Raw genomic sequence first — 13,773 nt, 5'->3', positions numbered from 1 at the left:
TATAGGCCTGATTATGTCTGTTAGGATTATACCCGTCGTCTTTCAAACCGCAGTTGGGTGCCCAGCTGCAATTTGAAATTCATGGGGTATAACACTGGGTTAAGGCCGCTGGCTTTTCCTTGTAAAAGCAGAAAAGTCCCGATCAGGCCACCAGGGAGCGGATCCTAGCACAGACAACGGGAGTTTTTGTGATGGCTGTCGATTTTTTGATGCAATCAATGAAAGGTTGTGAAATTTTTTTGTGATCTATTTGCTTATCGTCACAATCGAGTCGCGGCTGACGATCGTCGGCGCGAAGCTGATGTGCGGGGTGGTCGGATCAATCAGCAGCCGCGTGGCGTATTGCGCCATCTCGGTAATCGGGAAATGTATGCTGGTCAGCGCCGGTCGCACGAAGGGCGCGCGTTCGCCGCTGTCGTAGCAGATCAGCGAGATATCTTGCGGTACCCGCAGGCGGTGCTCGTTGAGCGCCAGCAGCGCGCCGATGGCCATCTCCTCGTTGCAGCAGTAAATGGCGGTGGGCAGGGTTTCCAGTTGCAGCAGTCGGTCGGCGCAGCGGTAGCCGCTTTCCAGGTCGTAAACCCCTTCCACGCAGGCCAGCGGCTTGATATGCGCGGCCTGCATCGCCTGTTCGAAACCCTGCAGCCGCAGCCGGCTGGAAATCCGTTCGCTTGGGCCGCTGATGCAGGCGATGCGCCGGTGACCGGCATCGATCAACTGTTGCGTTGCCATGCGGCTGGCCAGCGGGTGATCAAAGGTGACGCAGCGGTCTTCCAGACCGGGCACCAGGCGATCGAGCAGCACAAAGCTGCGTTGCTCCGCCGCCAACTGGCGCAGTTGGTCGTCGCTGAGGAAACGCACGTGCAGGATCACGCCGTCACAGCGCAGGTTGAACAGCCGATGGATCGCCCGCCATTCGTTTTCCGCACTGTTGCGGCCCTGGGTCACCAGCAGCTGTTTACCCTGGGATTCGGCTTCGGTTTGCACAAAGTCCATCAGCGCGCCGAAGAAACCGCCGCGATACGAGGTGGTGACCAGGCCCAGCGTATTGCTGTGGCTGGAAGCCAGCGCGCGGGCGGCGGGGTTGGGGGTATAACCGAGCTGGGCTACTGCCCGTTCAACCTTCTCGCGGGTCGGCGCTTTAACGTTGGTATCGCCATTCACTACGCGTGACACGGTGGCGCGGGACACGCCCGCCAATGCTGCGACATCTTCCAGTGTCACCATCATCCGACTCCTGATTACGGCTAAAACCGGGTTCGGCGAACCGAACCCCTGCATAGTAGGTATAGCAATGTATCAACAACCACGTCCCGCCAGGCGGTTATTTAAACTGCGGCAGATAAGGCGCATTCACCGCCAGCACGTCTTCCAGCAGCGGTTGCGCCACGTTGGCATTGGCCACCAGCGGATTGGTGACCAGCGCCAGCAGCCCGCTGCGACGATCGCCATGCACTGCGGCTTCGATGGTCAGACGCTCGTAGGCCTTCACCTGCTGGGTCAGCGCGTGCATGGAATCCGGCAGCGTGCCGAAGGTCAGCGGGTGCGCGCCCTGCGCATCGACGATGCAGTTGGTTTCTATCACGGCATCGTCCGGTAAGCCGCGAATGGCGCCCCGGTTTGCGGTATTGACGACTAATTGCGTACCGAGATTATTATGGATCGCACGAATTAGCTCCAGCGCCACTTCCGAATAGTATGATCCACCGCGAAAACTCAGTTGTTCAGGCTTGCTGTCGAGCTGAGGATCGGCATACAGCTCAAACAGTTCTTTCTCCACCTTCATCACTTGCTCGGCACGGGTGCCGCGCTCGGCCGCCGCGGCCACTTCTTCGGCCAGCATCTCTTTGGTCTGGTAGAAATAGCGATGATACGGGCAGGGGATGGCGCCTACGGCGCGCAGGAAGTCCGGCTGCCATGGCTCTTCCTTGATGTTGTTCATGGTCAGCGCCGCGCCGTCGCACAGCATGTCGATCACCTTGTCGGTCACGTCATGGCCGTTTTGCAGCACCTGATGCACCCACACCATGTGGTTCAGCCCGGCGAACTGCAACTGCACGTCTTCATAGGGGCTTTTTAACATAGTGGCGATCATGTGGTGCATGCTGATCGGCACGTTGCACAGGCCGATAATTTTCGCTTTGGTATAGCGGGAGACCGCTTCGGTGACGATGCCGGCCGGGTTGGTGAAGTTAATGATCCAGGCGTCCGGCGCCAGCTTTTCCACTCTGCGCGCAATATCCAGCATGACCGGGATGGTGCGCAGCGCTTTGGCGAAGCCGCCCACGCCGGTAGTTTCCTGGCCGATCAAATCGTATTTCAGGCCGAGACGCTCGTCGGCGGCGCGTGCCGGTAACTGGCCGACGCGGAACTGGGTCAGGACGAAGTGGGCACCGCGAATGGCGTCATTCAGCTCGAAATGCACACTGACCTTCACCTGCTCCAGCCCATTGCGCGCCAGCATGCGCCGGGTCAGCGCGGCGATGATCTCTACCTTCTCGCGGCCCGGTTCAACGTCAACCAGCGCCAATTCGGTCACCGGCAGTTCTTCGATGCGCTGGATTAGCCCATCGACCAACTCTGGCGTGTAGCTGCTGCCGCCGCCGATAACGGCGATTTTCAACGAATTCATGCGCGAGTCTCCAACAGTGCCTGACGGCGGTAAAGTTCAATCATGTCGTCTGCCAGATCCTGGATCACCATGGCGTTCATCAGGTGGTCCTGCGCATGAACGGTAATCAGGTTGATGGTCAGTTTGCCGCAGCCTTCATCCAGGCCGATCAACTGGGTCTGGATAAGGTGCGCTTTTTTCACCGACTGTTTCGATTCGGCCATGTGTTTGGCTGACGCAGTAAAGTCCCCGGCACGCGCCTGTTGCAGCGCCATCAGGGCACTGCTGCGGGCGCCACCGGAGAACACCAGCAGTTCCATGATGGTGCTTTCAAAATCTGGGCTGATTTCAGTCATCAATTCACTCACGTTATTTCTCCTGTTATCGCGCGACAGCGGTGCCGGCGGACCTGCGTTAATCTCGGTCTCTCTAAAATGAGAGCGCTCTCATTCGTGTAGAGTAACGGGAATCGAGAACTAAACCGGGAGTTGTGTCGCAAAAAGCGACGAAGGTGTGAAAAGGGCAAAAAATGCGTGATGCAGTTGGCAAAAAGGGTATCGGCGATCATACTTTTGGCAGTAAAAATCGCGGCTGGCCAAGATATGCTCCCTCAGTTGCGTAAATATAGGTAAATGGCTGGCACTCCCAGGTACAGCTCTTTAGAATCAAAGCGCTTTTCCGTTGTTTGTCTCTCAGAGAAAGGACCCGTTAATGTTCAAACGTACTTTAGTGACCTTCGTTGCGCTGTGTTCCCTGACAGCAATGTCACCCGCAGCGTTCGCCGCCGGTGAAACTCATGTCATGCTGACCACCTCGGCAGGGAATATCGAATTGGCGCTCGACAGTCAGAAGGCTCCGGTTTCCACCAAGAACTTCGTCGACTACGTGAACAGCGGCTATTACAACAACACCGTTTTCCACCGCGTGATCCCGGGCTTTATGGTTCAGGGCGGCGGTTTTACTGCGGATATGCAGCAAAAAACCACTAACGCGCCAATCAAGAACGAAGCCGATAACGGCCTGCGCAACCTGCGCGGCACCATCTCGATGGCGCGTACCGCCGATAAAGACAGCGCCACCAGCCAGTTCTTCCTGAACGTGGCGGATAACGCCTTCCTGGATCACGGCCAGCGCGACTTCGGTTACGCGGTGTTCGGTAACGTGGTGAAAGGCATGGACGTGGTGGACAAAATTTCCCAGGCGCCGACCGGCAATGTGGGCCCGTACCAGAATGTCCCGAGCAAGCCTATCGTCATTCTGTCAGCCAAAGTGCTGCCATAAATTTTCTGTGCCGATCCCGTCGGGGTCGGCCGTTCCTTCCTTCCGAAGCTTTGCCTTCATCACTGTTTTCTTCCGCGCCGCATGTTTTAATAGCCCGCTTATAATCAGACCGGAAACCCGGCGTTTTGCCTTTGTTTTCTCTCGGAATGAGCGGCTGCCATGTTTGAATTTAACCAGGTTCTGCTGTTGTTGCAGCAGATGTGCGTTTATCTTGTTATTGCTTATTTGCTGAGCAAAACCCCGCTATTTATTCCTTTGACGCAGGTGACCATCCGGTTGCCGCATAAGCTGTTGTGCTACCTCATCTTCTCGGTGTTCTGCATCATGGGCACCTATTTCGGCTTGCACGTCGAAGGCTCGATAGCCAATACCCGCGCCATCGGCGCCGTGCTGGGGGGCCTGCTGGGCGGGCCTTCGGTCGGTTTTCTGGTGGGGCTGACCGGTGGCCTGCACCGTTACACGCTGGGCGGCATGACCGACATCGCTTGTGCGGTATCCACGGTGGCGGAAGGGCTGGTAGGCGGGCTGGTGCACAGCATCGCCATGCGCCGCAGGCGTATCGACCTGCTGTTTAATCCCTTGTTTGTCGCCGGCGTGGCGTTGGTCACCGAAGTGTTGCAGATGGCGATCATCCTGGCGATTGCACGGCCGTTCGGCGAGGCGCTGCGGCTGGTCGAACACATTGCCTTGCCGATGTTGATCGCCAATACCCTGGGGGCGGCGATGTTCATGCAAATCCTGCTGGACCGGCGGGCGATGTTCGAGAAATACACCAGCGCGTTTTCCGCCAAGGCGCTGAAGATCGCCGAACGTACCGAGGGCATCTTACGGCAGGGGTTCGATCAGGAAAACAGCATGAAGGTGGCGCGGGTGATCTATCAGGAGTTGGGCATCGGTGCGGTGGCCATAACCGATCGCGAGAAGCTGCTGGCGTTTATCGGCATTGGCGATGACCATCATCTGCCGGGCACGCCAATCTCATCGGGGCATTCGCATCGCGCTATCGACAACAATGAAGTGGTGTACGCCGACGGTAACGAGCTTTCCTACTGTTGCTCGATCAACCCCAACTGCAAGCTGGGCTCGACGCTGGTGATCCCGCTGCGCGGCGAGAATCAGCGGGTGATCGGCACCATCAAGCTGTACGAACCGAAAAGCCGGTTGTTCAGCACCATCAATCGCACGCTGGGCGAGGGTATCGCCAGCCTGTTGTCCGCGCAGATTATGGCCGGGCAGTATGAGCGTCATAAACAGCTGCTGGCGCAGTCCGAAATCAAACTGCTGCATGCGCAGGTTAACCCGCACTTCCTGTTTAATGCCCTGAATACGCTGGTGGCGGTGATCCGCCGTGATGGCGACCGGGCCTGTGAGCTGGTGCAGTACCTTTCGACTTTTTTCCGCAAAAACCTGAAACGTTCAGATGACGAGGTCAGCCTGGCTGACGAGCTGGAACATGTGAACGCCTACCTGCAAATTGAGCAGGCGCGTTTTGTCGATCGGCTGGAGATCGCGGTTTCGCTGCCGGAAGAGCTGTTGGCCGTACGGCTGCCGGCCTTTTCGCTGCAACCGATCGTCGAGAACGCCATCAAGCATGGCACTTCGCAACTGTTGGGTGTGGGACGGATTGATATCGGCGCACGGCTTGAGGGCGAGTGCCTGCTGCTGCAAGTGACCGATAACGCCGGCTTGTTCCAGCCGCAGCCGAATAACAGCGGGCTGGGGATGAACCTGGTGGATAAGCGCATACGCGTACGCTACGGCGAGGGCTATGGCGTGCAGGTGGCCTGCGAACCGCAAACATTTACCCGCATTACGCTCAACGTGCCGCTGGCGAGGGCTGCCTGATGTTAAACGTACTGATTGTTGATGATGAACCTTCCGCACGCGATAACCTGCGGCATTTACTGGAGGCGGAAGACGGTATCTGCATTGTCGGCGAATGCGCCAACGCGATAGAAGCCATTAGCGGGATCCACCGCCTGCAGCCGGACGTGGTGTTCCTGGATATTCAGATGCCGCGCATTACCGGGCTGGAGATGGTGGGTATGCTCGATCCCAACCGCATGCCGCATATCGTATTCCTGACCGCCTATGACGAGTATGCGGTGCAGGCTTTTGAAGAACACGCGTTTGACTATCTGCTGAAACCGGCGGAGCCGAAGCGGTTGAGCAAAACGCTGCAGCGCCTGCAGCAGCATCGTGGGCAGCAGAATATCGCCGCACTGGATGAGAGTGCCGGCTATCTGAAATACATTCCCTGCACCGGCCACAGCCGCATTTACCTGCTGCGTTTTGACGAGGTGGTGGCTGTCCGCTCGCGGTTGAGCGGGGTATTCGTGGTGCGTAATGACGGCATGGAGTGTTTCACCGAACTGACGCTGCGGACGCTGGAGCTCCGCACGCCGCTGGTACGCTGCCACCGCCAGTATCTGGTCAACCTGGAGCAAGTGCGCGAAATTCGCTTCGAGGACAGCGGCGCGGCGGAGATGATCATGCCGGCCGGAGAACCGGTGCCGGTCAGCCGCCGCTACCTGAAAGCGCTGAAGGAAGAGCTGGGGCTGCGGGGTTAGGGCGATTCTGAAATTATTGGCTTTGTGGGCGTCTTGATGACGCCCTTTTTGTTTGTCCTTGACGGGGTTACGCCGCGCTTATAGCTTTATTGACATCAACAGGCGCTTTTCGCGCCGGGCCAGCGTCAAAGGAAAAGAAAATGAGTGAAGCACGGATTATCGCCAAAGCGATGAAGGACGGGAAACCGGTACAGGATCTGGCGATCTTGCCCGCTTTGGCGAACCGCCATGGCCTGATTACCGGCGCGACCGGGACCGGTAAAACCGTGACGCTGCAAAGAATGGCTGAGCAGTTTTCGCGCATCGGCGTACCGGTGTTCTTGTCTGACGTGAAAGGCGATCTGTCGGGGATTGGCGCGGAAGGCGTGCCCTCCGAGAAGCTGCAAGCGCGCCTGTCGGCGATTGGGGTTAGCGACTGGCAGCCGCAAGCCTGCACCCTCATTCCCTGGGATATCTATGGCGAGAAAGGCCACCCGATCCGTGCTACCGTTTCCGATCTGGGGCCGCTGCTGTTGGGGCGCTTGCTGGATCTGAACGATGTGCAAAGCGGCGTGCTGCAACTGGTATTCAAAATCGCCGACGACAATGCGCTGTTGTTGCTGGACATGAAAGACCTGCGTGCCATGGTGCAATACGTGGGCGACAACGCCAAACAGTTCCAGACCCAGTACGGCAATATCTCTTCTGCCTCGGTCGGCGCTATCCAGCGCGGCCTGTTGACGCTGGAGGAGCAGGGCGCCAATCAGTTCTTCGGCGAGCCGATGCTGGACATCAATGATTTGATGAAAACCGACGCCAACGGCCACGGCATCATTAACCTGCTGGCGGCGGACAAGCTGATCAATCAGCCGAAGCTGTATTCGGTGTTCCTGCTGTGGCTGCTGGCCGAATTGTTCGAACATCTACCGGAAGTGGGCGACCCGGAACAGCCGAAGCTGGTGTTCTTCTTCGACGAAGCGCACCTGCTGTTCAATGACGCGCCGGCAGCGCTACTGACCAAAATCGAGCAGGTGGTGCGCCTGATCCGCTCCAAAGGCGTCGGCATCTATTTTGTTACCCAAAACCCGTTGGATATCCCGGACAGCGTGCTTGGTCAGTTGGGTAACCGCGTGCAGCATGCCCTGCGCGCCTTTACTCCTCGCGATCAGAAAGCGGTGAAAGCCGCAGCGCAAACCCTACGCGCCAACCCGGCTTTCGACGCGGAAACGGCGATCACCGAATTGGGCGTGGGCGAGGCGCTGGTGTCATTCCTCGACGAGAAAGGGCGGCCTAACGTGGTGGAGCGTGCGATGGTGATCGCGCCGGAGTCCAAAATGGGCATGCTGGGGGCTGAAGGGCTAAACAGCGCAATTAACAAGTCACCGCTGTATGGCCGCTACGAGGATATGGTCGATCGCGAATCGGCTTATGAGAAGCTGTCGTCGGAAGGGTTCGCCACCGTCGGCAGCCCGCAGCCGGGCCAGCCGGCGCAACAACCGCAGGCGCAGCAGCAGGCGGGCGGTGGCCTGATGGGCGGCCTGAACGAAATTCTGTTCGGCTCCACCGGCCCGCGCGGCGGCAAGCGCGACGGTATTGTCCAGACCGCCGCCAAGAGCATGGCGCGCGATCTCGGCCGCCAGATCCTGCGCGGCGTGCTGGGCTCGATCATGGGCGGCCGTAAAAAGTAAGCGGAAATTATCGATAGCAGCAGTATTGCAGGGGCGTTGTATACTGCGCCCGTGTAAATCGGGGCGAGATATTTGCCCCCTACGATGATGTCCGTTGGAAACACTATGCTGCTGTTGATCGATAACTACGACTCTTTTACCTATAACCTTTACCAGTACTTTTGCGAATTAGGCGCCGAGGTGCTGGTAAAGCGTAACGACGAGCTGCAACTGGCCGATATCGAACGGCTGGCGCCGCAGCGTCTGGTGATCTCCCCTGGCCCCTGCACCCCGAACGAAGCCGGCATCTCGCTGGCCGCGATCCGTCATTTTGCCGGCAAATTGCCGATCCTCGGCGTTTGCCTGGGGCATCAGGCGCTGGGCCAGGCGTTTGGGGCAAAGGTGGTGCGCGCCCGTGAGGTGATGCACGGTAAAACCTCGGCGATTCGTCATCTCGACAGCGGCGTATTTCGCGGGCTGAACAACCCGTTGACCGTTACCCGCTACCACTCGCTGGTGCTGGAAGCCGCCACGTTGCCGGCCTGCTTTGACGTCACCGCCTGGAGCGAGCGCGACGGGGTTCGCGATGAAATCATGGGCATCCGCCACCGTCAGTTGGCGCTGGAGGGTGTGCAGTTCCATCCGGAGAGTATCCTGAGCGAGCAGGGTCACCAACTGCTGGATAATTTTCTTAAAAGTTAATCAGTTAGGTTTTTTTTGCCGACGAAGACGATTTGCATTTGCCCTTTATTGGTTTTTTATGCATATTTTGTGATTATATTTTCACTTAATGGCAGTGAAAATACCGAATCACTTTTAGGGTGGACCCCATAATGACTGAAAAATACCCAGTAAGCCGCAGTACTTTCGATCAGGTTATCTTGCCTGTTTATGCACCTGCCCAGTTTGTCCCGGTGAAGGGCAAAGGCAGCCGCGTGTGGGACCAGCAGGGGAAAGAGTACATCGATTTCTCCGGCGGTATTGCGGTCACGGCGTTAGGGCACTGCCATCCAGCCTTGGTTGAGGCGCTGAAGCAGCAGGGCGAGACTCTGTGGCATACCAGCAATGTCTTTACCAATGAACCGGCGTTGCGCCTGGCCGGCAAACTGATTGATGCCACCTTTGCCGATCGGGTGTTTTTCGCCAACTCAGGCGCGGAAGCCAATGAAGCGGCCTTCAAGCTGGCGCGCCACTACGCCATTAGTCGCCACAGCCCCTATAAAACCAAGATCATCGCGTTTTATAACGCCTTTCACGGCCGTACGCTGTTCACCGTTTCAGTGGGCGGGCAGGCCAAATATTCTGATGGTTTTGGCCCAAAACCGGCGGATATCGTGCATGTGCCGTTCAACGATCTGGCGGCGGTAAAAGCGGTGATGGACGACCACACCTGTGCGGTGGTGATGGAGCCGATCCAGGGCGAAGGGGGGATCACCCCGGTGGACGCCGAATTCCTCAAAGGCGTGCGCGAATTGTGCGATAAGCACCAGGCGCTGCTGGTGTTCGACGAAGTGCAAAGCGGTATGGGCCGCAGCGGCAAGCTGTTCGCCTATATGCATTATGGCGTGACGCCGGATATTCTCACCACCGCCAAAGCGCTGGGCGGCGGTTTCCCGGTCAGCGCCATGTTGACCACCGAAGAGATTGCCTCGGTGATGCAGGTGGGTACGCATGGCACCACTTACGGCGGTAATCCGCTGGCCTGTGCGGTGGCGGAAGCGGCGCTGGACGTGATCAATACCCCGGAAGTGCTGAGCGGCATCGAACAACGTCATCATCTGTACGTGCAGGCACTGCGGAAAATTGGCGAGAAATACGATATTTTCAGCGACATTCGCGGCATGGGCTTGTTGATTGGCGCAGAGCTGACTCCGCCGTATCACGGCAAGGCGCGCGATTTCCTCACCGCCGCCGCCGCGCGCGGGCTGATGATCCTCAACGCCGGCCCTAATGTGATCCGCTTTGCGCCTTCTTTGGTTGTGGAGCTGAAAGACATCGATGATGGCATGGCGCTGTTTGAACTGGCGGTACAGGACGTGATTAACGCGTAATCTTATTTCGGGATGACAAGGGGCGCCGCAGGGCGCCCTTATTGATCGCGCAGTTTACGTTTCAGCCAGATGCCATGATGGGGGCGCTGGCGCCAGGCCAGCGACGAAATGGTGTGCATGACGCTCAGGTGGGACAGAATGCGGCGCAGGTGGCGCTCCATTTCGGTAACCGGCATTTCCGGGTGCAAATCCGGTGGCTGCATGATGCTGTTGCCGCTGCTTGGTCCATCGTATTCCAGCCGCTGCTGGCAGCTTTGCAGCGCTATCTCGCAGGTTTGCAGATACTCCTGCGCCAGCTTGGGCGTCAGCATATAGTGCTCGCGCGCCAGAATGGTCATCGCGTTCAGGTGTTCGACAATAAACTGACTGTGCGTTACCCACAGGCGCATATCCGCCAGATAGCTGGATTCAAACCCCGGCTCCTGCATTGCCTGATTCAATGAGGTGAACAGCGCGTTGTGCGCCTGGTTCACCTGCATGCGCGCATAGGCCAGCGCGCTGGGATCAGGTTCCTGCTCTTCCAGTAGCAGGCGCAGTGCCTGTTGATCTTTCTCCAGCGCCTGATGGGCGTTCTTGCGCAGCAGGCCGCTTTGCCACTGTGGCCACAGCCAGATAGTGCCGCCGAACACCAACACGCAGCCGATCAGGGTGTCTATCAGGCGGGGGATCAAGAAATGTGTGCCGTTCAGCGCCAGCAGTTGCAGGGTATAGACCGCCGTCACCGTAAAGCCAATCACCGCCAGCCCGTAGTTTTTACGCGAAACCAGATAGGCCGCCAGCGTAATGACCAGCATCACGCTCAGGGTAGCGCCCTCGGGCATTTGCAACTGCAGCAACCCGGCGGCGATTACCAGCCCGGCCAACGTGCCGAGCGCACGGTGCTGGATACGAACCCGGGTGGCGTTGTAGCCGTTCTGGCTCACCAGCATGACGGTCAGCAGGATCCAGTAAGGTTTTGGCAGATTGAAAACCATTCCCAGGCTGCTGCCTGCTGCCAGCATTACCCCCAGCCGTGCCGCATTGCGCAGGGCGTTGGATTTGAACGACAGGTAGCTGAACAGCGCCGGCCAGAACGGCAGGCGGTTTTGATTGGCCATCAGGTCGCGACGGTATAACGGATGCTGGGTGCGCAGCAGGCGAGCGATGCGGCTGAAGTGGTAGTAACAGAACTGACCCACTGGATTGTCGGGATGCTGTGCGGCCACTTTTTCCAATGCTGCCAGCTCGTTGGTCATACTGAAGCGCTGGGAGTATTGATGATAGAGAATATCGTGCGCCACCGTGCGCAGCCGGCCGGCAATCACCTGCGCATTGCGGCGGATAATCGCTTCGGCCTGGCTTTGCTCTACCAGTTTTTGCACTTCTTCCGGCAGGTGCAGGCTGACGGTAATGTGTTCTTGTAAATCCAGCGCGACCTGAAAGGTTCGCTGCAGGCGTTTTTGCTCGAGATTATTGGCGTGCGGCAAAAAGTTGAGTTGCTGATACAGCAAGCTGATCAGGTCCATCACTTTTTGCTGGCGCACCAGCAATGGCGGTAACGCGGTTTGCGGATCGGTATGTTGGGTTAACAGGGAATACTTGGCTTCAAAGTAGTCTGCCAGTTCCAGATAAAGCTGGCTCAGCGATTCGCGCATCGGCTGTTCTTTCCACAGCTTGAACCAGAACCAGGTGAACAGGCCGTACCAGGCGGTACCCACTACATACAGTAAGGGGGCGTACCACAGCGGCACCGTGCCAGCCATGCTGAGAGAAAAGATGGCGGCGATCAACGCGGCGGGGAGCAGGCGGGCATGTAATGGGCTGATTTCGCCGCTGACACCGAGCAGCAGAGCCAGGCTGAGCATCAACGCCGGCAGCGGCAATTGCCAGAGCAACGCCTGTTGCAGCAACAGGCTGCTGAGTGCAAACAGTGAACCGCCGACGATCAGGCGTTTGAAAAAACGTTTGTGGGGCGTGTCCAGCCCGGCGATGTTACAGCAGGCGGGAACCAGGGAAAACAGCAGGCCGAGTTGCAGGTGGCCGATCAGCAGGCCAAGGAGCACCGGCAGACACAGCACCAGCGTTTGCCGCAGTGCGTAATTGACTTCCGGGTGGTAAATCAGTCGACGCCACATGATCGGTCGGGGCATAAAAAAACGGCGCGAATCATCGCGCCGTTTTTTCAGTGATTAACGCGTGCCGTAAACGACAATGGTTTTGCCGTGGGCGGAGATCAGGTTTTGATCTTCCAGCATTTTCAGAATGCGGCCGACGGTTTCACGTGAACAACCGACGATCTGACCAATTTCCTGGCGGGTGATTTTGATCTGCATGCCGTCGGGGTGGGTCATGGCATCGGGCTGTTTCGCCAGGTTCAGCAGCGTTTGCGCGATGCGGCCGGTAACGTCAAGGAAGGCGAGGTTACCCACTTTTTCTGAGGTCACTTGCAGGCGGTTTGCCATCTGCGCTGACAGGCGCATCAGGATGTCCGGGTTGACCTGAATCAGTTGGCGGAATTTCTTGTAAGAAATCTCAGCCACTTCACAGGCGGTTTTCGCCCTGACCCAGGCGCTACGCTCCTGGCCTTCTTCAAATAATCCAAGCTCGCCGATGAAATCCCCCTGGTTAAGGTAGGACAGGATCATCTCTTTACCCTCTTCATCTTTAATCAGCACCGCGACGGAGCCTTTTACGATGTAGTAAAGCGTTTCGGCTTTTTCACCTTGGTGAATCAGCGTACTTTTGGATGGATATTTGTGGATATGGCAATGAGACAGGAACCATTCGAGTGTAGGGTCTGTTTGCGGTTTGCCGAGAACCATTCGCTGTTATCCTCTGTTGTTATCGCTGCCTTGTGTCACAGGGGTCAGAGTTCCCTGTAAAACGTGCTGTCGCCGTTGTTTTAAGGGTGGCTGGCAGCAGGTTTTGAGGCGTGTCATAAATATACGCTGTCGCTCTAGCATATTAACTTGCCGGGAGAGCTGCAAGCTACATTCTATTAACATACCGGTAAAGGAGCCTTTCTCTGGGAGTTTCCCTGAAATCAGTGTCCCGGAAAGATTTATTGCGGCTCTGTTTGTAGCACAGAGTGAGGCGGGTGTCTCGTGTTGTCTTGCTCGCGCATGACTAGCATCAGGTTCCGTTGCCAGTTTCTATGCGAAAGCGTACTCTGATTTTAAGAAATTAATCGGAGTGACCAATATGCAGGCAAGAGTTAAGTGGGTGGAAGGGTTGACGTTTCTGGGGGAATCCGCGTCTGGCCATCAGGTGTTGATGGACGGCAACGCCGGCGATAAAGCACCCAGCCCGATGGAAATGGTGTTGATGTCGGTGGGGGGATGCAGTGCTATCGACGTGGTGTCGATCCTGAAGAAAGGGCGTAATGATGTGCGTGATTGCGAGGTAAAATTGACCTCCGAACGGCGTGAAGAAGTGCCGCGCGTCTTTACCCATATCAACCTGCATTTTATCGTGACCGGCAAAGATCTGACCGACAATATCGTGGAACGTGCGGTGAACCTCTCCGCCGAGAAATACTGCTCGGTATCGTTGATGCTGAACAAGGCTGCCAGCGTGACTCACAGCTTTGAAATCCGCGACGTAGCGTAACGCGTAAGATTAAAGGGGCGCGGCTT

General features: G+C 57.4%; 12 protein-coding genes. 7 read left to right on the top strand and 5 right to left on the bottom strand.

All coding sequences use genetic code 11. The features are described 5' to 3' along the window. Positions 1–246: 246 nt before the first annotated feature. From JEM67_RS25710 to JEM67_RS25700, 3 genes are all read right to left on the bottom strand, one after another. The gene (locus JEM67_RS25710; protein WP_199638727.1) at positions 247–1,227 is read right to left on the bottom strand and encodes a LacI family DNA-binding transcriptional regulator; all 981 of its coding nucleotides are present in this window, start codon (positions 1,225–1,227) and stop codon (positions 247–249) included. 97 nt (positions 1,228–1,324) lie between these two features. Beyond that, positions 1,325–2,632 (bottom strand): 6-phospho-beta-glucosidase, encoded by a 1,308-nt coding sequence (locus tag JEM67_RS25705; RefSeq protein WP_199638522.1) that lies wholly within the window; start codon positions 2,630–2,632, stop codon positions 1,325–1,327. After that, complete coding sequence (locus JEM67_RS25700) at positions 2,629–2,967, bottom strand: PTS lactose/cellobiose transporter subunit IIA (protein WP_041416656.1); 339 nt, start codon at positions 2,965–2,967, stop codon at positions 2,629–2,631. The genes JEM67_RS25705 and JEM67_RS25700 overlap by 4 nt, the downstream gene beginning before the upstream one ends. A 355-nt stretch (positions 2,968–3,322) precedes the next feature. On the opposite strand from JEM67_RS25700, the gene ppiA reads away from it, so the two are divergent. From ppiA to argD, 6 genes are all read left to right on the top strand, one after another. After that, positions 3,323–3,892 carry a peptidylprolyl isomerase A gene (gene ppiA / locus JEM67_RS25695; protein ID WP_199638520.1) on the top strand — a complete coding sequence of 190 codons (570 nt, stop codon included), beginning with the start codon at positions 3,323–3,325 and terminating at the stop codon, positions 3,890–3,892. Between the two features lie 159 nt (positions 3,893–4,051). After that, positions 4,052–5,737, top strand: a complete 1,686-nt coding sequence (locus tag JEM67_RS25690) for a sensor histidine kinase (protein WP_199638518.1) — start codon at positions 4,052–4,054, stop codon at positions 5,735–5,737. Next, a complete protein-coding gene (btsR, locus tag JEM67_RS25685) occupies positions 5,737–6,462 on the top strand; it encodes a two-component system response regulator BtsR (protein ID WP_013814819.1) in 726 nt (241 codons plus the stop codon). Before JEM67_RS25690 ends, btsR begins: the two co-directional genes overlap by 1 nt. A gap of 140 nt (positions 6,463–6,602) precedes the next feature. Further along, positions 6,603–8,129, top strand: a complete 1,527-nt coding sequence (locus JEM67_RS25680) for a helicase HerA-like domain-containing protein (RefSeq protein ID WP_037433749.1) — start codon at positions 6,603–6,605, stop codon at positions 8,127–8,129. A gap of 105 nt (positions 8,130–8,234) precedes the next feature. Next, positions 8,235–8,810 carry an aminodeoxychorismate synthase component II gene (locus JEM67_RS25675; RefSeq protein WP_199638516.1) on the top strand — a complete coding sequence of 192 codons (576 nt, stop codon included), beginning with the start codon at positions 8,235–8,237 and terminating at the stop codon, positions 8,808–8,810. Between the two features lie 131 nt (positions 8,811–8,941). Beyond that, a complete protein-coding gene (gene argD, locus JEM67_RS25670; protein WP_199638514.1) occupies positions 8,942–10,159 on the top strand; it encodes a bifunctional acetylornithine/succinyldiaminopimelate transaminase in 1,218 nt (405 codons plus the stop codon). Between the two features lie 38 nt (positions 10,160–10,197). On the opposite strand, the gene JEM67_RS25665 is transcribed toward argD, so the two are convergent. Both JEM67_RS25665 and crp read right to left on the bottom strand, forming a co-directional pair. Continuing rightward, a complete protein-coding gene (locus JEM67_RS25665; protein ID WP_199638512.1) occupies positions 10,198–12,273 on the bottom strand; it encodes a YccS/YhfK family putative transporter in 2,076 nt (691 codons plus the stop codon). A 54-nt stretch (positions 12,274–12,327) separates the two neighbouring features. Beyond that, the gene (gene crp / locus JEM67_RS25660; RefSeq protein WP_005969523.1) at positions 12,328–12,960 is read right to left on the bottom strand and encodes a cAMP-activated global transcriptional regulator CRP; all 633 of its coding nucleotides are present in this window, start codon (positions 12,958–12,960) and stop codon (positions 12,328–12,330) included. Positions 12,961–13,339: 379 nt separating this feature from the next. Between crp and JEM67_RS25655 the strand changes: the two genes are divergently transcribed. Then, positions 13,340–13,747: an OsmC family protein gene (locus JEM67_RS25655; RefSeq protein ID WP_004951254.1), complete on the top strand. Its 408-nt coding sequence runs from the start codon at positions 13,340–13,342 to the stop codon at positions 13,745–13,747. Positions 13,748–13,773: the final 26 nt, after the last annotated feature.

The sequence above is a fragment of the Serratia sp. PAMC26656 genome, assembly GCF_016469055.2.
In the GTDB taxonomy this organism is placed as follows: domain Bacteria; phylum Pseudomonadota; class Gammaproteobacteria; order Enterobacterales; family Enterobacteriaceae; genus Serratia; species Serratia plymuthica.
Note: the sequence above shows the minus strand (reverse complement) of the source record. Positions and strands in the feature narration are given on the sequence as shown.